Here is a 20,474-nt window from a genome sequence, read left to right as displayed (position 1 = left end):
CGCTTCCCCGCTTTTTTATGTATTTTTAATGCTGTGAATAAAAAAATCTATCATAATGACAATATAGGATGTCATTAACCCTATAACCACACTGATGAGATGAAGCTGGTCTGGATACATCATCGTAACCATAACGGCCAGCGCCGCCGTCGCAAACCTTGAAAAAGACCCGAGTGACCGTACCTTTTTCCCCTGTTGAATCGACTCGCCGAACTTGTCCATCTTTCGGACCATTAACCACAAATTAAAAAGGCTCAAACTCGTCCCAAAAACCAATCCTAGAAAGATGGGTTGATAAGACGTGAACCCCCAGCCGAGTACATAAATAGCCAATAAAAAAAATATCCATCTTCGCAGTCTTGAAAATATTAGTTGATATTCCGGCATGGTTGGTTTAATCTCCTGAAAAGAAATGACGGATTCGGAATCAATACCTGCTTAAAGTCCAACGAACAATCCGATTATTAAGATAATTATCTTTGCACCGAAGAAGCGGACTTGAGGTATTTTGGAATAACTTAAAATGTGGTATTCAAAGCAGGTAAACTCATGGGAAACCTCATGAAAACCCTGTCATTTTACACCTTTTTAAGCATACAATAGGCAACTTTCAATGTCAATGAGTTTACGTGAATTATTCCACAACCCAGCCCCGTAATTTCTTCCAATATTATTTTCTTGTTTACACTATAATTGTATTGTAAATTCGTAATTTTTTATGGCTAATTTGTGTCGATTTTGTGAACATTCGTTCACAAAAATAAGTAGACTCGGTCCGCCGCCTAGTCTACTTTTTCGCCAATCTTGATCATCCGTTCTATATATTAGAAAAACTCCCGTAGACTTGGCCCCCATCCTAGTCTACTTTTTCACCAATCTTAATCATCCCTTCAATAAAATCCTCCTTATTCGCCTTTTTGGCAAATACCTTCACGAGGTAGGTTCCCTCGGCCGGCAGCTGGTCACTCGGGATGTCTCGCTTGATCAGCCCTTTTTTCACATTCACGGCCGTATCCAAGAAGCCAACAAACCGGTAATCCTCCGGGTTAAACAAGGCAATCCCAAACTCCTCCGCCCCGCCCGGCAAATAGACCTCATACCTGTACTGCCCCGGCTTATCCCCTTCCGCAAAATCAAAGCCCATCACCCTTGGGTAGCCCGGCTCCTCGAGCACATACAAATAAGGAATTTGAATCGCCTTCGCCCCAGCCTGCAAGCTGAGGTAGCCATCATGGATTTTTCCTTTAAAAATCTGCGGGTCGACCCGCAGCTCAAGCGTAACATCCTTTGCTTCGTGCGGCTCTAAGGTGAAGGAGAGCGGGAACCTCCAGTTCAGCCCATCCACAAGGTTCGGAATTTGAAATGAATAGCTTGCCTTTCGCTCACTCGTATTTTCCACATGTAAAACGGCCTTATGACGATCCCTCTCATCGCTAAATTTCCCAAATTGGATACTGCTCGGCGTGACGAGCGAGGCCGTTTTAATCGCCTCATCCACTTGGATTCTGCCTGCCCCCTGTTCGAAGGTGCGATAGTAGGCGGATCGGCCCCCGGCATTTGTGGCCGGCGGACGGTTCATATTGGCGGAATCGCCCCCCGTTTTCACTGCCCCCGTTTTCACCAGCGGTTTCGCCGTATTCATCAACGCCGCCTTAATTTGCACAGGCGTCCAGTCCGGATGCGCCTGCTTAATCAACGCGCAGGCTCCGGCAACGTGCGGCGCCGCCATACTCGTCCCCTGCAGGCTCAAGTAGCCGCCAGGAACCGTCGAATTAATCGCCACCCCGGGCGCGACAATGTCCGGCTTAATTTCCCACGTCCCCGTCACCGGCCCCCTTGAGCTGAAATCAGCGAGCCGATCCCGTTCCTCCGAGACCAAAACCCGTGCCGACAGCCCCTGCTTGATTTTTTTTTGTAAAATAACTCCGTCACCCTTCGAGAGTGATCCGACAGGGATGATACTCTGAGTATCGAGGTTACCCATGAAGCCCCCGCTCATATTATTGTAGATGAGCACAGCTGCCGCCCCCGCAAGACGTGCGTTTTCCGCCTTTTCCGAAAAAGTTAATGTTCCCCTTTTCATCAGGACTAGTTTCCCCTGCGACTGTTTCAATTCAGTTTTCTTTCCGAGCCCGCCATCGACAATGTCGAGCGAGCGGTCAAGCGCCCAGTTGGCTGAGCCCTCCATTGGCTGAATCCGTACTTTATTCCGGCTTCCTTCTATTAATAGAGATGGTATCTCCATCGTCGGCGTCGAGGCCCCGACAGAAATCGCTTTTGAGGCAGTCCCCGGGGAACCGACCGTCCAGACATTGGGTCCGGAATTGCCCGAGGCCGCCACAGCGACAATCCCTTTATCAACGGCGCGGTTGAGGGCAAGACTAATCGGCAAGTCGGGGCCGTTGATATCGTTTCCGAGCGAAAGGTTAATAATATCGACTTTATCTTTGATGGCCTGCTCAATCGCTGCCAGCACCTGCTCGGTTGTTCCGCCGCCGCCCGGTCCAAGCGCCCGGTAGGCAACAATTTTCGCCCCAGGGGCGACGCCTTTTATTTTTCCATTTGCCGCAATAATGCCGGCGACATGGGTGCCGTGGATGGTCGCCTGCCCAAGGCCCCGAGTTTCCATTGGATCCTGGTCATTGTCGACAAGATCGTGGCCGCCGGCATAGTTTTTTTTCAAGTCCGGATGGGTGTAATCGACGCCGGTATCGATGACCCCAACCGTCACGCCCTTTCCGGTCAGGCGCTGATTTTTTTGATCAAAAATACTGCGGACCTCATCGCCGCCAATAATTTTGACACTTTCCTCAGTTTGGATTTGATACTGGGTGACGGGTGAGATGTTCAAGATTTGTTTATTTCCGGCAAGCCGCTCGATTGCCTGCGGCTTCCCTTGGACAGAAAAACCGGTAATCGCCTCGCGGAAAACTCGGCGAAGCTTGACGTCCCTAAACGGGCGGATGAGCTCGTTGATTTCCTGCTTCGTATGCGGTTTTTCTAAGAGAACAATCGCGATTGTCTCCTGAGTGGGTTTAGGAATCGGCGGATGGATGAGTGTTCGCGGAGCTTGAAATGCCAGGATTAACGCAAGCAGTAGTTTCATTTAAAAAATTCCCCTTTTCTAATATCGTTTTCATCGAGTGGGGAAAGTATGCGGTTTTTTGGGAGATGGTATTGAGTACCTCGCTTTGTGCCGGTTGATGGCAAGTTCAGCGAGTGGAGGAGATTTTTCGCCACAGCATCTGAATCAATATGTAAGAAATCCTTGAACTGTGTTCTGGTCATCGTCGGGCTTAAGAGAAGAAAAAAGTCATCAACCGCTGTTATATGGGCCGTTTTTGAAAGAAATTTGCAGATTGGACATTGCCAATTAGCTGAACGATAAATCATCGGGAGTTCATTACATTTTGGGCAGCATACGCCAGTTGGAATCTGATTAGGTGAGATATTGTGATGGCGGAGAATAGCAGGGATTGCAATCGTGTGATCAGCTAACAGGCAATCGGATAGATCATCTAGCTTCTTTTTGCTTAAAAGGGGGGTTTGATATTTCATTTCCAGTTCGTTTATTTTATCAAGAAGTGACTCCCCAAAAATCAAGTGGTTAAAAATTTGCAAATTATCTGGGGTTGTTTCAATAATCGTTGACGTTTTACTAATCAAGGCAATGGACTCAATCGGTAAATTTTTTATATGCTTTTTGCGGAGCCAATTACGAAACTGGATATGGTGTCTTTTTACTTGTTGAATTGGGTTTGAAATCCCTTCTTCTTTGCCCTGATACTCTTTCATGACCTGATTGGAGCCTTTATTAAAGCGTAACCTACCGGAAATATTTTTAATTTCTGCAATCAGCGCGAAGTACTGTGAGAGGATAAGCAAATCCATTTGAAATGCCTTCTTATCATGAAGCCGCAAACCATGGAAAATGTAATACTTCTCCTCCGGTAAGAACGAAAGGTAGAAACGTGTTTCTTTTTCACCGTAATATCCTTTTAGCCGCCATTTTAATTCCCTCTCAATCAACGGTCTTAGGGGATCAAGTTTTGACATCCTTCTTAAGATCGCAATACACTGATGAATTTCAATAGAAACTGCTAAATCCAGTTTAATCATTTGCTAAAATCACCTCTATTTAGTAAATTCATTCATACTATTCGATTCTTGATGAGGAATTCCTGCGAATTTTGGATGATTTTGACGAAATTTCATCTAGTTTTCACAAAAAGTTCAAAATGTCGAGTGAGTTTTTCCCTTGGAAAAAGTTTTGGCTATTTTTCGTGGGGTTTTGGCTACTTTTTATCGGGTTTTGGCTATTTTTTTGATGGTTATGGCTACTTTTCGAGAGGTTATGGCTATTTTTCAAAGGGTTTTGGCTAATTAGACATTATCTGGGAAATCTACCCTCAAAAAACCCACCCGATTAAGCCCAAAATAAAAAGGCGGACATCTCACTGTCCGCCTTCCCTCATAAAAAACTTACTTAATCCAAGCTCCATCAGAACCTAGTTTATAACCGTCAACTGTTGTGCTGTAGGCCATTTTTCCAGACTTCGGATTTAGGTAATACCATTTACCGTTGATGAGTTTCCAGCCTGTGTTCATCGCACCGCTATTGCTTAAGTGGTACCACTCACCGCCAGTTTTCACCCAGCCTGTCAGCATCGCACCGCTGTTGTTTAAGAAGTACCATTTGCCGCCGTCAAGTGCCCAGCCTGTTTGCATGGCTCCTGATTTACCAAGCAAGTACCATTTACCGCCATCAAGTACCCAGCCCGTTTGCATTGCACCATTTTTATTCATGAAATACCATGTGCTTCCATCTAATAACCAGCCGGTCTTCTTCACATCTTTCGTGTAGTAGAACCATGTGTTTCCTTCTAAATTCCAGCCATTTTTCACCGCTGGTTCCGGTTTTGGATCTGGCTTCGGATCCGGTTTTGGATCTGGTTTCGGATCTGGATCTGGCTTCGGATCTTGATCCTTCACTTCCGCACGGAAGATCGTGACATCTTTCTTCGTTTCGTTTCCGCCAAAGTCAAGAAGACGAAGGCTTACTTTGTTTTCGCCATGCTTCAAGTCAACCGTAAACTCATACGGAGTATCAGCAGGAGTCATTACATCTACTGGGCTCTTGTATGGTTGTAAAAATACTTGGTCAGCGCCAACATATAAAGATAAATAGTTAAAGTTATCTTTTAATTGTAACTTCACCGTAGCTTGATCAACATCATAGCCCACTTTTTCAGGGGCATCGACTACAATTTCACCTGGAGTTGTATCAACATAGACAATTCGGGAAATGCCGTACTCTTTGCCCGCAACGTCCGTTACTGTAATAGGAATCTTATACTTGCCGTCTTTCTCAAACTTAACTGTTGTTGAGAAATTGTATTGCTTCTTCGCTGCATCGTAAGTAAGGGCTACATCCTTGCCATTTACTTGGACTTTGTCCACGCCAAGGTCGTCAGTAGCATAACCTGAAACTGGAACCTCAAGCGATCTGTACGTTCCATTTGCTGAAGGTGCCGACATGTACACAAGCGGAAGTGCTGTGTCACCTGCTGCTGTTTTCGAGCCGCCAATATTGTAGGCATAATCAGTTGCAAATACTTCAACAGACGTTTTTGCTGCCAGCGGAGTTTCGAATTTATAGCTTGTTGCCGTGCCGCTTACTTTATCTGTTACTAATTTTCCATCGACATAGATTGCGTAACTCATCACGCCAACGCCTTGCTCATCTGTTGTCCAATTAACTGTTGATGCATCATTATCGTAGGTTGCTTTCACCTTTGGAGCTGTTGTATCAACATAAACTGGAATCTTCTTCGATTGATATTCAGCGCCCTTGTAATCTACCACAGATTTGATTTCGTAGTAGTACAGGCCGTCTTCTACTTTCTTAGAATTAACAGTCCCATCCCAAGCACGGCTAGATTTCAAGTTATACGTACTAGACCCGGAATTGCCAGAATTAAAATAGCTTTTCCGCACATCTTTCTCCAAGGCAACGCGGCGAAGGAGCTTGCCGTCTTTATCAAGAACGTTAAACTGCGCTTCAGAAGCATTCCGTAAGAAAGTTGGCAGTGGGAAAGCATTATCCATTAAGCCATCGCCATTCGGTGAAACTGCATAGTATTGTTTTCCAGGAACTGGAGCCTGCAAATACGTTTTACCCTCACTTGTAAATAGCATTTCATTCATGCCATGGTTAAAGAACTTCGTTTCGCCAAGATCCTTAAAGCCATCAAGAATGCTAGGGCGATCCCATTTGCCGTAGAAACCTACATATGGAACGTTTAGTGTTGCTTCTAATTTATTGTTCGTATCCGTCAGCGTTACGAAACCTTCAACGAAAATATCCTCTTTCAGGTCTAAAGCAACTTTCTTACCGGCATTATCTAGGCCAGGGATTTTTGCATTTGTTAAATCAACCTTTACGGAAAAATCAACCGATTTACCGGCTGGCACTGTTAACGTTTTTGGCGCATCAACTACCGCACCATCCATGTTGCCGGCAATTAACGCATTCGTATCTGGTTTACCAGTCGTTTGCTTAATCGTGTCCGTTAAAACGTCGGTATTCACAGCGTACGTTACCGCTTTATCCGAAATGTTCTTTGCCGTAAAGTTCATCGTGAATTGTTTGCTTGTGAAATCCTTTAACGCAACTTTGCCTTCGTTGCTTGATTTTTCAACAACAACAACTGGTGTTGAAACCGCGTTGAAGGTTTGCATCATCCCTGCACCTTGACGGCGTGGCGAGAATGGCTGGCCATTCAAATCAACAATTTTGTTGGATGTGTTCATTAAGAGAACTTTGGCAAAGTGTGTCCGTTCGCCAGCTGTTAACGCCTTGAAACGAGCATCTTTCTTCAAGTATTGCTGTACAAGCGCACTTCCGCCGGCAACGTGCGGTGCTGCCATTGACGTACCGCTCATCACTTCGTATTGATTGTTATTAACTGTTGAGTAAATTTTTCCACCAGGAGCGGTGATTTCTGGTTTGAAATCAAGGTTTGGTGTCACACCCCATGAAGTGAAGTCGGTCATCCGGCCCATTTCAGGATCATCTGTTTTCTTTGTTTGGGTTACGCGAAGCGTTGTGTTACCCGCTTTGATTGCAGCTTCAAGCTCAAGTCCCTGTTGTCTTTGAATCTTCATAAACGGAACTTGCCAGCCGCCTTGGTTTTCAAAGAATACAGGGTTATCACTGTTATAGACAATGATACCGGCTGCGCCTGCTGCGGCAGCATTTTTCGTTTTATCCGCAAACGCTAAATCGCCACGCGGCATAACAACAACCTTACCTTTGACATCAAGGCCGGCATAGTCTGCTGGAGCTCCAAGCTTACCGCCAAGGCTGACTAGCTGTAATGTATTATTTTTCGCAAGGTCGGTCCAATCATCAATTCCAAAGCCTGTTGCCGTGAAGCCTGCTGCGCCGTCCACCGTAATGGCATGCTGGTAAAGGTAGCCCACATTACCGGCCGCTGCCACTTGAATGGTGTCCGTATTTAGACCAGGTGCGCCGACAACGCCAATATCCGGATTGCTTGCATATGGATTTGGATTGGCTGCATAACCGTAAGAAATATGTCCTGAGTTACCTGCAGATACCGAGCAGACAATTCCGTTGTCAACGGCACGAGTGATTGCTAAGTCTTCGGCACTCTTTGGATCATAGAAAGAAGCAGTCGAACCTAAGCTCATGTTTAATACATCTGCGCCTAGTTTAATCGAATCATCAATCGCTGCCAGGTAGATATCGGAAGACGTTGAACCATAGTTTGGATCATTACTGAACACCTTCATGCCAAGAACCTGTGCTTCAGGTGATACCCCTTTAATTCCACCGTTTGCTTCATCACCGTTAGCCGCTACTGTTCCAGCAACGTGCATGCCGTGCATGGAGGCACCTGGTGCTAAATCAAGGATGGTATTGTTTTCATCATAGTAGTTGTAGCCATATGGTACTTTATCTGTGAAAAATTTACCCTTTAAGCCAGCTTGGTCAACCTTGGCTTTTGTTAACGCATCCTTGGAAGCATCTGTTACTTTGAAATCGCGGTGAGATGGGTCCACGCCTGTATCAATAACAGCGACAACCATGCCCTCACCTTTCAGTTTCGCATCGGCCCAAGTGGTTTGCGATTGGATAAATGAGTGGCTTGTTTTCATTTCCGGTGTTTCTTCTGGACGGTTGTATTCGTTGGCGATATAAACATTTTTGACGCCGGCAATGGCCTCAATTTTGGCAATTTCGCCGAACTGAACATCACCGCTGAAGCCGTTAAACGCAGTGGTAAAGGTCTTCTTATAGTTTACTTTCACGCCTTTGGCGGAAATCTTGTCTTTTACACTATTTTGTTGTTTTACTAGAGTTGTAGCTAGTGAACTCTTTTTGCTCTCTGCTAAATCTTTGTATAATTTCCCCTCTTGTGTTGCGAATTCGACCGGTGTTTGTCCGTCTACCTCGACGATCACGCGGACCCTATCCGATGGATTTAAGCTTGCGCTTGTCTTAATATCCCCAGAATCGATTGTTTTCAAATCCTTACCTGCCAGCTCCTGCAGCTGCTTTACCTTTGCGGCAAAATCATTTTCTGGCGTGCTTTCAGCAGATGCTGAAGCGGCAAACCCTAGATTAGAAAGTACTAGAGCAGACGCGAGCGCATATGAAGCAGCCTTTTTCTGTGTTTTTTTCTTCATGAAAGCCTTTCCCCCCTATATGTCTATCAAATTTTGATTTGAAATAATTATTCGAAAAATCAAAATAGGTAAACTTTATCTTAAAAGATATTACAAATTTGGTCAATATAATTTTCAATTTTAAAGATAAATATTTTTCGACATTTTTCGAATCTTCAATATAATGGTATAAAGAGGAAAAACATACATCACCAACTTTTTTTCGACAAATCGGAAATTATTTTCATTTTGGTTTGGAGTTTTTTTGGAATATCAATTTATTGAAGGTATTTTATCGATTTACCCATTTTTCAAATGGTTTTTGGGAATGTTTTCTCTTTTAGATAGGCGATTTTTTGCCGTGGAAAAGTTTTGTCTATTTTTATGGGGGTTTTGTCTATATTTCAAGAGGTTTTGTCTATTTTTTTGATAGTTTTGTCTACTTTTCAAACGGTTTTGTCTATTTTTCAAGGTGTTTTGTCTGCTTAGACATTTATTGGAAAAATAAACACAAAAAAAAGCCGAGTAGACTCGACTTTTTTTCAAAAAATTATTTCGTTCCAAATAACCGGTCGCCGGCATCGCCCAGGCCTGGCACGATGTAGCCGTGGTCGTTCAATTTCTCATCCAGAGCGGCGATGTAAATATCGACGTCCGGATGCTCCGTTTTCACGGCCTCGACGCCTTCTGGTGCGGCAATCAAGCACATAAATTTGATGTGTTTCGCACCGCGCTTTTTCAAGGCATAAATCGCATCAATCGCGGAGCCGCCTGTTGCCAGCATTGGATCAACGACGATGAAGTCGCGCTCTTCGACGTCACTTGGAAGCTTCACATAATATTCAACTGGCTTTAATGTTTCCGGGTCGCGGTATAAGCCGACATGGCCTACCTTCGCGGCTGGAATACATTTCAACATTCCGTCCACCATGCCAATTCCAGCACGTAAAATCGGAACCAACCCTAGTTTTTTCCCTGACAACACCTTTGATTTTGTTTTGCAAACCGGTGTTTCAATCTCGATATCTTCAAGCGGCATATCCCTTGTGATTTCAAACGCCATCAATGTCGCCACTTCGTCGACGAGCTCGCGGAACTCCTTTGTTCCCGTATGAATATCCCGTATGTACGTAAGCTTGTGTTGGATCAGCGGATGGTCGAAGACGTATACCTTTGCCACAATAATCGCCCCTTTTTAAAAAATAATTATTCAAACACTCCGTACTATTTTACAGAAATAAATTGCAATGAGCAACTCGAAGCCTGTCTCTCGAAGAAAAAACTTGCCGACAAATACCGGCAAGTTTTATGCATAATCTGGTTCCTTTTTAGCTACACCTTTTTCATTAAATTTTTCCAAATTCCTCGGTACCCTTAAACTGATTTTGGTATTGCAGTAAATTGCTTTGTGCACGGGTAAAGCGCGTGAAGGCGTAAGAGCCAAAATCTTCGCCGCCGGCTTCCTTCATCAAGGCCCAGATTGTCCAGAGAAAATCCAAGAAAATCTTATTCAATAACAGTTGCTGCAGGTTTGCGCTCGTGATCTCGCCGTTGAAGTATTCCAGCAAGAATAGCTTTTCCTCTGCAGGAGACAGTTCGGCCTCAATGATATAGCCGGCGATATCCCAAAGCGGGTCGTTCATCCCGGAAAATTCCCAGTCAATCAAGTACATCCGCTCCTCCCCGTTCTTGACGAAGTTCTCCGCCAGCGGGTCATTATGGCAGGGAACGAGCTGTACCCGTAAGGATTGATAGAAGGCCTCTAGTTCGAGCACCTGTTGTTTCACTTCGGCATGGCCATCGAACAACTTTCCATTTAACGTGGACAAAATAGTTTCATATTCGGTTATTTTTTCAAATACATCAAACCGGGTGCTGAACGTCTCCCCAGATGTATGCAGCGTGTTAAAAATCCCCGCTACCTTGACGAGGTTATCTTCTCGTGTGCCTGTCTTCGGATTAAGTGTTTCCGCATCTGGGATAAAGCGAACAATCTTCAAGCCCGTTTGTTCATCGAAGTAAATCACCTCGGGATTAATTCCAAGCCGGCTGGTAATCTGCGAATGAACCTTCTCTGCCAGCCGATTAATATAGTGCTCGGTTCCTTTTCCCGGTATCCTCACTGCCAATTGATCCGTGCTGGTCATGACTTTATAATTCCGATTCGTTAAGCCGCCAAGCACCTCGACAGCGGTCACCTCTTCGACGCTGATGTTCAAAGCGGCTGCAATGACTTGCTTCAGCTCTCTTTCTTTAAAATCAGCTTCTTTTTTTTGGAGGGATGGGTAGATGTTATCAACCACTTTAAAATGATGCAGATAGCTGTCAATTTCCGCCCAAATCAAATCAGGAATCTTTAAAAAACCAATCTCTATTTTTCTTGATACATCTAGGAGTAAGTACTCGTAATTTACATATGGATTTTTATTGTTCTCAAATAAACGAAGCATTTCCACGTACACTTCATAAGAAATCTTCGTAATCCCCGTCATCTCGCCGTCAATCCGGTTTAACTGGTGAATGTCCTTGGAGATTTTATACAGATGATTGTTCTGAATTTCGATGAATGCCTCATCGCCCAATCCACTTTCTTTTGTGACCAGAATGCAGTCCCGTTCAGGGTGGTTGAGCAGTTCCGTAACGGCCGTTTCCTCGATAAGAATATCATCTTCAAATAGAAGGAAATCATCAGTAATCAAGTCATTCGCCGTGGCAAGTGAGGCCATACTTCCCGTCCACAAATACCTTGGATTTTCAACAAAGTGCAGATTGTCTTTTCCTTTTAAAAATTCTGCTTCGGCAAAGGCCTCTTTGTGATAACCGGTGACAATGATGATTTTTTCAATCCCGTTATTCTCTAAAATGGCAATGTTTCGCTCTAAAAGGGTCGTATCCTTGATGGGAAGCAGGCAGGCCGGTAAATTAAATTCTGACTTTTCCCCGGCCGCGAGGATGACTGCTTGTTTTACCGTTTTCCTTTCCTTGCTGTACAGCTTGATCTTCGTTTCATGAAGCTGCTCTACCTCACTTTTCAGAAATTCAATCCCTAATTCAGTAATGAGATAGCAGTGTTTATTACTCGATTTCTCAATCGTGATGTACTCATCTTCAACTAAATCATTCAATGTATAATTTACTTTCCCGATGGAAAGATTACATAAATCTGCTAATGCTCGTTGACTAATTTCCGGTTCCTTTGAAATCAGTTCTAATAGACGAAATTTGTACATAGTGCGATTCAACTCCAACCTGTTCAATTTTTGAACAATAGAATCATACCATATTTTTTTAGGAAGTATAGATGTCTTTTTTATAGAAAAATCGACATTTTTTTCAATAATCGACTACGATAAAGCGAAAAATCGGCCTTCGTAGTGAAGGCCGACAGGTAACGTTTAATATTCCGGATAAAGGGTGAAGTTGCTTGTTAATGCTTCAACGCGTTTGCTCGCCTCTTCAAGCTTTGCTGCATCCTCATGATTCTTCAATGTGTAGGCGATGATGGAGGCAATTTCGTCCATTTCTTCTAGTCCGAAGCCACGGCTTGTGACGGCAGCTGTACCAATGCGGATTCCGCTTGTAACAAACGGGCTTTGCGGATCGAATGGAATCGTGTTTTTGTTAACCGTGATGCCGATTTCATCAAGCACCTTTTCGGCCACCTTGCCTGTTAGACCAAGGTTCTGGACATCCACCAGCAGCAAATGGTTATCGGTCCCGCCGGAGACAAGCTTTAAGCCTTCTTTTTCAAGACTTTCCGCTAAGCGCTTGGCGTTAGCAATAATGTGCTCCGCGTATTCTTTAAAGCTTGGCTCTAGTGCTTCGCCAAAGGCAACCGCTTTGGCGGCGATGACATGCATCAGCGGACCGCCTTGGATCCCAGGGAAAATCGATTTATCAATCTTTTTGCCATATTCCTCTTTGCAAAGGATCATCCCGCCGCGTGGACCTCTTAACGTTTTATGCGTCGTCGTCGTGACGAAATCTGCATACGGCACCGGATTTTGATGCAGGCCTGCCGCAACGAGTCCGGCGATGTGGGCCATATCGACCATTAAATAAGCGCCAACTTCATTGGCAATCTCACGGAATTTGGCAAAGTCAATCGCGCGTGGATAGGCGCTGGCACCGGCAACAATCATCTTTGGCTTGTGCTCAAGTGCTTTTTCACGGACAACCTCATAATTGATGCGGTGTGTTGTTTCATCTACACCATATTCAACAAAGTTATATTGAATACCACTGAAGTTAACGGGACTGCCGTGTGTTAAGTGACCGCCGTGGGAGAGGTTCATGCCGAGAACGGTATCGCCCTGCTCAAGAACGGTAAAGTAGACGGCCATATTGGCTTGTGCGCCTGAATGCGGCTGAACGTTCACATACTCCGCTCCGAAAATCTCCTTGGCACGGTCACGGGCGAGGTCCTCGACCACATCAACATATTCACAGCCGCCGTAGTAGCGTCGGCCAGGGTAGCCCTCTGCATATTTATTGGTTAAAACGGATCCCTGCGCCTCCATAACCGCTTCGCTGACAAAGTTTTCTGAGGCAATTAATTCGATTTTACTGCGCTGACGGCCTAATTCTTTCTGAATCGCTTGAAAAACCTGCTCGTCCGCTTCTGACAAATGCTTCATGATAAATCCCCCTTAACACGATTACACATTATGTGAAAACGTAAACAATTTGAAAATTCCCTCTCCATTTTAGCACGTTTTTCCCTTATGTAAAAATTTTATATGGTGCCTGACACCATTAACAACCTAACGATAGGTGATAACAGATTAATGGTGCCTGAAACCCGGCTGTATGGCCGTGGTCCTTTGGGCGGGGTGCCTGACACCAGGGGTTTTTGCTGTGGTGCCTGACACCCTAGGGTTTGGCTGCTGGTGCCTGACACCAAGGACATTTTTAAGAACAGCTTGAGTTCTCTTTGTTTCGTTCATAGACGGCTCTGGCGCCGCCAATCAGTTTTGGACGTACTTTAGCTAGGGTTACATAGGCTTGGCCGATGGTTTTTTGCTTGACGCGGATTGGTACGGCTACATGTTTCAAATGCATGCCAATCAACGTGTGGCCGATATCAATCCCTGATTCCGCCTGGACAAACTCCACCACAACTGCATCATCCATTTGCCCAAACGCGTACGTCGCCATCGCTCCGCCCGCCTTGCGGACAGGGATAACGGACACCTCGTCGAACCCGCGCTGCTCGGCCGCTCTGCGCTCGACAACAAGCGCCCTATTTAAGTGCTCGCAGCATTGAAAAGCGAGATGGATCCCCTGCTCCAACTGAAGCTTTTTCAACTCGCGAAAGATCATTTCGGCAACTTCGATGGTGCCCGAGGTGCCGATTCGTTCGCCGATGACCTCGCTCGTGCTGCAGCCGATCACCAATAGCTGTCCCGGCTTAAATGCGGCTTGCTCCTTGAATTCTGTTAAAATCGCTTCCAACTCTTTTTCCCATTCGTGAATCATCATCGGACACGCCCTTTCGATAAGACTATTCTCGGATAATTTGTTGGTTTCTAACGAATCGAATCAGCAAATCTACCTTTTTTCAAAAAATATCGTAAAAATTATCTGCTGGTGAGCCTATTCAGTCTCATCTTCATGTTTATTTACGAAAAAACCTAGTTTATTTGCGAATTTTCCTGTTTTATTTGCGAAATTGCAGCTTTTATTTGCGAATCTACCTGTTTTATTTGCGAAAAGTCACCTCTTATTTGCGAATCAGCAAAAAAGCCTTTTTTACGAAAAGTCACCCTTTATTGTTAGAGATTCTTTTCTTCATATTCAGTGATTTTGCCGACGCGGCCTGCATGTCGTCCGCCCTCAAATTTCTCTGTCAGCCAGATTTCAGCGATATCTCGCGCCAAACCAGGCCCAATCACGCGTTCACCCATCGCGAGCACGTTTGTATCATTATGAGCTCGAGTTGCTTTGGCACTAAACGTGTCGTGCACTAAGGCACAGCGGATGCCTTTCACCTTGTTAGCAGCAATACTCATGCCAATACCGGTGCCGCAAATCAAAATCCCTCTGTCGAACTCGCCGCTCGCCACCTTTTCGGCGACAGGGAGCGCATAATCCGGATAATCCACCGATGTTTCACATTCACAGCCAAAATCAACATAGTCAATCTTTAATTCATCCATTAAATTGGCGATTTCCTTGCGAATATGGATGCCGCCATGATCTGATGCCAGTGCAACTTTCATGTAAAAATCCTCCTGTTCCATTCTTGATCTTCATTTAATTTTGACATACCGGCTTAAAAATATAAAGATTAATACAATTTTGAGCTGGATTCGTAAAATAAAAGCACTCTATTAAAAAAGAGCACTGGTCTAACCTTTATCAGAACAAAAAGCTCCCCATTTAAGTAGAGAGCTTCCGTTAAGCATTATGGTTTTAATTTTTCAAGAGCTTTATTAATTAATTCCTCCAGCTCGCGAAAGGTTTCTTGATACGTCGCGAGGCTCCTGCCGTAGGGATCGCTGACGTCAGGATTGAATCGTTCGCCGCTGTATTCCTTTAAGGTAAAAACCTCGACGTTTACCTGAGGATATTGCAGCAGGATGGACGCTTTATGCGAGGCGGTCATCGTTAAAATCAGATCGGCCCATTCCACCTCCGCCTTGGTCAGCGGGGTTGAGCGATGCTGATGTGAGATCTTGTTGTCGCCGAGCACTTTTTTGGCATGTGCGGACGCCTCACTGCCACTCGCGGCATAAATCCCTGCCGACCTGACTTCGATGCCATCCATGTTTTTATTTTTCAAAATTGCTTCCGCCATGGGACTGCGGCATGTATTGCCCGTACAGACAAACAAAATTCGCTTCATAAAATGCCTGCCCCCTTTCCTCATTATCATTATATCCAAAGTTTCCAGAAAGTCACAAATGGTGCCTGACACCCTATTCATCTCGAAATTCCACAAAATTACAAATAGTGCCTGACACCCTTAACAATTTAACGATAGGTTATAGCTTGTTTACCCATTTGCTCCCAGCCGCGTTTGAAGGCGCTGATTGTGACTTTGCGGTTTTTTGTTACTGATAATGGGTCATTGAAATAAATATATTGGCTGTCATAACCTGTGATGAGAACGCTGTGTTCCTTATAGGTAATGGAAATCTTGCCAGTCGGCGTATTCCACGTCTGCCAATATTGTGATGGGACGGTGTCATACCATGAGGTTACAATCACCCAGACAGGCTTGCCACTATTGAGGTGTTTATAAATCTCTTCAAAACGGCTGCCGCTAAAATCGACGACCCGATTGGGCAGATATTTCTCTGCCAGCTCCGCAATTGGTCCGTGGTAAACGCCAAGACCAGGCGTAGAAAAACTATACATATCACCGACAAACCCTGAATAAGGATTGCCGAAGTAGATTTGTCCATTCTTTTTTGAATACGGGGTCGGATCGCGACGCACCTGGGACGCTAACGTCATTTTGTTCGCCTTCACACCGGCATCTTGGAGCATCATCGCAAGCGAGGTAACTTCACAGCCGCGCGGGAGCTCCGGCATTTGCGCGATAAGCGGGGCATTAAGCTCAACCGAGGACACAGCACCGCTGCCGCTCAGGTAATACCAATCCCCTCCGCTTTGAATCCAGCCCGTTTTCATCGCGCCATCGGAATTAAGATAGTACCATTTGCCTCCATCAAACACCCAGCCGACTGCCATTGCGCCGCTAGCTGTCAGATAGTACCATTTACCGCCATTCGATAGCCAGCCGGTTTTCATCGCGCCATTAGCAGCTAAATAATACCAGCGGTTTCCGTCCTTAATCCAGCCCGTTTTCATCTGTCCCGAGCCAGCCAGATAATACCACTTGCCGCCGTCCAACACCCAGCCAGTCTTCATCACCCCAGTGCTATCGAGGAAATACCATTTACCACCGCTTGAGATCCAGCCCGTCAGCATCGCTCCGCTATTTTTGAAAAAATACCACTTGCCTTTATCGAGTACCCAGCCTGTTTTCATGACCCCGGTTTGATCAAGATAGTAGCGGCTCCCGTTATCGGTAATCCAGCCTGTCTGCTTTTCGCCATCCGGACCATAGTAATACCAAAGCCCGCCTGCGAGCACCCAGCCAGTTGCGGCCACCGTTATTTCGATTGCATATGTACTTCCATCCTCGTTATCCACAGTAATTTTGAGAATCGTGTTTGCAGGCTGCTTCAATATTGCCGCTTCAAATATTCCATCCGGATCGGCTTGTGTCGTGTTGAGCAGGCCTTGTTTATTTTCCACCTTAATGGCGGCATGCGGGAATGTCTTCCCTTTAATGACTGTCGTTTGAGTCGTTACTTTTTCCAATATTTGAATTTCTGCTGATTCATTTGTCCTTACCTGGGTATCTGCCAATGCTAGTTTTGGAAAAAGAACTTGAGAGATTACCAGTAATGTAAGGCAAAGCTTGATCCATAATTTCCGCTGCAACTTCTGTTCCTCCCCTGTTAGATTTAATAGAATACTAGGTGAAAAATTTACCACCTTCTATTCTATCATATTTATAGGGACTTTTGGAAAATTGAAACATTTATGGATGTCCAAAGGCGTAACCCGCTACCAGAACGAAATCAAAAGTTTTAACCGAAAACAGAATGGAATCAAAAGGTTTTACTGTTACCAAAAGGAATCAGCAGCTTTAACTAAAAACTGAATAGAATCAAAAGCTTTATCCGTTACCAAAAAGGGATCAGCAGCTTTAAGCCAAATCCGAGCAAAATCGCGCCGCCAAGCGCCTCACTGTAAGCCCCAAGCCAGCCCCGCACCTTTCTGCCGAGCAGTAATCCGGCCCATGTTTGCACGGTTGCAACGATTCCAAAGCATAGGATAACCATAACAGTTTTAGCGCCGTAGATGCCCAAGGTTAAACCGACGGAAAAACTATCAAGGCTCACACTTAAGGCAAATAACAATAAGCCTAAGCCAATCGGCGTAATGATTTTCTCATCCCCTTTTTTAAAGGTCGACCACACCATTTGCACACCTAACACGAGTAACAGCAACCCGCCAATAAAGGTAGCAAACGTGCCAAACTTTTCAGATAGATATTTGCCGGCTATTAGTCCAACAAGCGGCATCCACACATGAAATAAACCAATCATCAGGCCAATATTAAAAATCCTCCGCAGCGGCAGTTTGTACATTCCCATGCCAAGCCCAACCGAGAAGGCATCCATCCCCAGTGCAAATGCCATTATTGCTAGTGTAAGTATTTCGCCAACCAATTCAGACATTTCGTCCTCGCCCCCTTGGACTAACTAACCTAAGCATATGCACGTCCAACTGGTTTTAGAAGATAATCTCTGGAAATGGGGACGCTTGCTGCCCGCACAGATAAAAAACACCAGCCCCCGTCTTAGAAGGAGCTGGTGTTTATCAGATGCCCGCTTACCGCGACTTATTCCACAATGAAAAACAAGACGATTTTATCCAAAAGGGTTAAAATACGTGCTGAAATGAAAGTCGTATTGGCACCGTTATTGGTATACAAAAACCTTATTTATATAAAACCTCACTTACTTGTAATACGATTCACCGTAATGCATCAAAATAAGGTTCTTTTGCATTTTTGAGCTAAATAAGATGTCTTGTCCATAATCGAGTAACCAACACAAGTAACATAAGCGGAGATTTTCCGGTTAAATGCAGAATGAAGCTCGTTTTGGAGTAAATAAGGGGAGATTTTCCGATTATGCCAAGCAAAATCCCACATTTTCAAATTTTTTGAGTTAATAGGCGGAATTTCTCCGTCTATTTAAGCATTTTTTAACCATAATTACTAATTAAGCGGAATATTTCCGTCTATTTATCAGATTGGGTGCTTAACCTGTTCCCCCAACCGATAAGTGCGGGCCCTCTTGATCTTAGAAACCTTGATAAACATAGAAAAAGACGTATGCCAATTCATACGTCAATTTTTGTGTCTTTTAATAAGAATGCACCCGAAAACAGAGCCCTTTAATTTTATCCAATATGGCTTATGACAAGCTTTTCCGCAGGAAGGCTTACGTCAAACTCCCTTCCGTAATAATCTTATTCCCGGCGGCTTTCTGGAGGCGGTTCATGATGGCATCGCCGACTCCGGTATGCGGAAACATTTCACTAAAAATAATATCTACATCAAGCTCGTTAAAGCGGCGCAGTGTTTCATAAAGCGCGGCGGCAACGGTCTCAAGCTCCGCCCTCCTGCCGCATGCCAGCACATAATCCGCCTGATAGGCAGATTCAAGTTCCTCCGTCGTCAATACACCGACCCTTAGGCCTTCCTGCCGCTTTTCTTCTACTAAATGCTGAAGAAATTCACGGGTGCCTGACACCATAATAAGCGGTGCATTTGGGGCGTAGTGGCGGTATTTCATTCCGGGTGCTTTCGGCTTAGCGCCCGGGTCCGTTAAGGCTACGTCGACCGTGACTTCGCCAATCACAGCTTCGAGCGCTTCTTTCGTGACACCGCCCGGCCTTAAGATGACCGGGATTGCCTCCGTGCAATCGATAACCGTTGATTCGACGCCGACCCCTGTCGAACCGCCATCGAGTACGCCAGCAATTTTTCCGGCTAAATCATCGATTACATGCTCTGCCTTCGTCGGACTCGGTTTGCCCGAGCTGTTGGCACTTGGCGCGGCAATCGGCAGGCCGCATATTTTCAACAGTGCCAAGGCAACGGGGTGATCCGGCATCCGAACCGCAACCGTCGCGAGCCCGGCCGTTGCCTTTTCTGACAAAACGCCGGCTTTCTTTTTAAAAATAATCGTCAGCGGTCCCGGCCAAAACTTGTCCATCAGCACCTCCGCCTTAGCAGAAATCTCCGTAACAAAGCCGTTCAGCTGCTGTTTTTCGGCAATGTGAATAATTAACGGATTATCCACAGGCCTGCCCTTTGCTGCAAAAATCTTCGCAACAGCTTCATCGCTCTCCGCGTTACCGCCGAGTCCATAAACCGTTTCCGTCGGGAGCGCCACCACTTCATTTTCTCGTAAAAAATGAGCTGCATCCACAACATGTGGATTACTTTCTAAATTATCCACATACTTATCCACTTTCCAGACCTTTGTGTTCATTGTTATCCACCTTTATCATAGCTGAGTCATTTATCGAAATTTGGCGAAAATAGTCACTTAGACCGATATTTTTCTGTCAATACGTTTGAAAGTATAAAAGAAGGCGGGGATAAAAACAAGTTTTATCCACAAATTGTGCATAACTTTCCAGTAAAAGTGGATAACTTTGTGGATATATCCACAATTAGAGTGAAAACTTCAAAAATAATGAGTTATCCACATTTAAAACGTGTCGTATATGTTCTAAGTGATAAAATGACAGCGGCAAATCCCCTCGGCCAATCGGCTGGAAACCCAGCATTTCAAAAAGTGTCAGGGCGGCACCTTTATTTGTTGCCAAAAATAAACTTTTCAACCCTTTCTCGTTCGCTAATTGCACCATTTGATCAAATAGAACAAGAATCTCTTTTTCAGCTTGTCCCGGTGAAACAACCAGCGACCGCAGCAGCCCGGAATCTGCGATTACCTCCATGCCAAGCGTTCCCTTTAATGTGCCATCCTCATCCTCTAACAGCAAGAAATTACCGACAGTCTCAACCGTTAGCCCATCCGTCCCAAGGTTTGCTCTTGAAAGAAACTCCCGTAAATGACCCAAATCCTCTCTATCAGCCTTGCGAATTAATGCCTGCATCCCATCCACCTCTTTTTTAGATTCTAGTCTATGAATATGAAAAAGTAGGCCAAATAGAACAG

Annotated in this window: 14 protein-coding genes; all 14 read right to left on the bottom strand. The window is 44.9% G+C overall.

All coding sequences use genetic code 11. The features are described 5' to 3' along the window. Window positions 1–15 precede the first annotated feature (15 nt). Complete coding sequence (locus BANVL01_RS19565; protein ID WP_066093872.1) at window positions 16–387, bottom strand: ATP synthase subunit I; 372 nt, start codon at window positions 385–387, stop codon at window positions 16–18. Between the two features lie 469 nt (window positions 388–856). Further along, window positions 857–3,106, bottom strand: a complete 2,250-nt coding sequence (locus tag BANVL01_RS19560) for a S8 family serine peptidase (RefSeq protein ID WP_066093875.1) — start codon at window positions 3,104–3,106, stop codon at window positions 857–859. Further along, window positions 3,103–4,119 (bottom strand): nuclease-related domain-containing protein, encoded by a 1,017-nt coding sequence (locus BANVL01_RS19555; RefSeq protein ID WP_066093877.1) that lies wholly within the window; start codon window positions 4,117–4,119, stop codon window positions 3,103–3,105. Before BANVL01_RS19555 ends, BANVL01_RS19560 begins: the two co-directional genes overlap by 4 nt. A 363-nt stretch (window positions 4,120–4,482) precedes the next feature. Beyond that, the gene (locus tag BANVL01_RS19545; RefSeq protein ID WP_066093881.1) at window positions 4,483–8,715 is read right to left on the bottom strand and encodes a S8 family serine peptidase; all 4,233 of its coding nucleotides are present in this window, start codon (window positions 8,713–8,715) and stop codon (window positions 4,483–4,485) included. Between the two features lie 529 nt (window positions 8,716–9,244). Then, entirely contained in the window at window positions 9,245–9,874 is a 630-nt protein-coding gene (gene upp, locus BANVL01_RS19540; protein ID WP_066093883.1) for a uracil phosphoribosyltransferase, read from the bottom strand. Window positions 9,875–10,040: 166 nt separating this feature from the next. Next, a complete protein-coding gene (locus BANVL01_RS19535) occupies window positions 10,041–11,924 on the bottom strand; it encodes a winged helix-turn-helix transcriptional regulator (protein WP_066093887.1) in 1,884 nt (627 codons plus the stop codon). Between the two features lie 165 nt (window positions 11,925–12,089). After that, window positions 12,090–13,331: a serine hydroxymethyltransferase gene (gene glyA, locus BANVL01_RS19530; protein ID WP_066093890.1), complete on the bottom strand. Its 1,242-nt coding sequence runs from the start codon at window positions 13,329–13,331 to the stop codon at window positions 12,090–12,092. Window positions 13,332–13,605: 274 nt separating this feature from the next. Further along, window positions 13,606–14,172 carry a TIGR01440 family protein gene (locus BANVL01_RS19525; RefSeq protein WP_066097118.1) on the bottom strand — a complete coding sequence of 189 codons (567 nt, stop codon included), beginning with the start codon at window positions 14,170–14,172 and terminating at the stop codon, window positions 13,606–13,608. A 296-nt stretch (window positions 14,173–14,468) separates the two neighbouring features. Beyond that, the gene (gene rpiB / locus BANVL01_RS19520; RefSeq protein WP_066093898.1) at window positions 14,469–14,915 is read right to left on the bottom strand and encodes a ribose 5-phosphate isomerase B; all 447 of its coding nucleotides are present in this window, start codon (window positions 14,913–14,915) and stop codon (window positions 14,469–14,471) included. A 185-nt stretch (window positions 14,916–15,100) separates the two neighbouring features. After that, entirely contained in the window at window positions 15,101–15,541 is a 441-nt protein-coding gene (locus tag BANVL01_RS19515; RefSeq protein ID WP_066093901.1) for a low molecular weight protein arginine phosphatase, read from the bottom strand. Between the two features lie 128 nt (window positions 15,542–15,669). Further along, a complete protein-coding gene (locus tag BANVL01_RS28790; protein WP_066093904.1) occupies window positions 15,670–17,151 on the bottom strand; it encodes a C39 family peptidase in 1,482 nt (493 codons plus the stop codon). Between the two features lie 245 nt (window positions 17,152–17,396). Beyond that, entirely contained in the window at window positions 17,397–17,954 is a 558-nt protein-coding gene (locus BANVL01_RS19505; protein WP_066093907.1) for a manganese efflux pump MntP, read from the bottom strand. A 771-nt stretch (window positions 17,955–18,725) separates the two neighbouring features. Then, window positions 18,726–19,781 (bottom strand): L-threonylcarbamoyladenylate synthase, encoded by a 1,056-nt coding sequence (locus BANVL01_RS19500; protein WP_066093910.1) that lies wholly within the window; start codon window positions 19,779–19,781, stop codon window positions 18,726–18,728. Window positions 19,782–19,965: 184 nt separating this feature from the next. Continuing rightward, a complete protein-coding gene (locus tag BANVL01_RS19495; RefSeq protein WP_066093913.1) occupies window positions 19,966–20,412 on the bottom strand; it encodes a GNAT family N-acetyltransferase in 447 nt (148 codons plus the stop codon). Between the last annotated feature and the right edge of the window lie 62 nt (window positions 20,413–20,474).

The organism is Neobacillus novalis NBRC 102450 (assembly GCF_001591805.1).
In the GTDB taxonomy this organism is placed as follows: domain Bacteria; phylum Bacillota; class Bacilli; order Bacillales; family Cytobacillaceae; genus Neobacillus; species Neobacillus novalis.
This window is presented reverse-complemented; position numbering and strand designations above follow the sequence as displayed.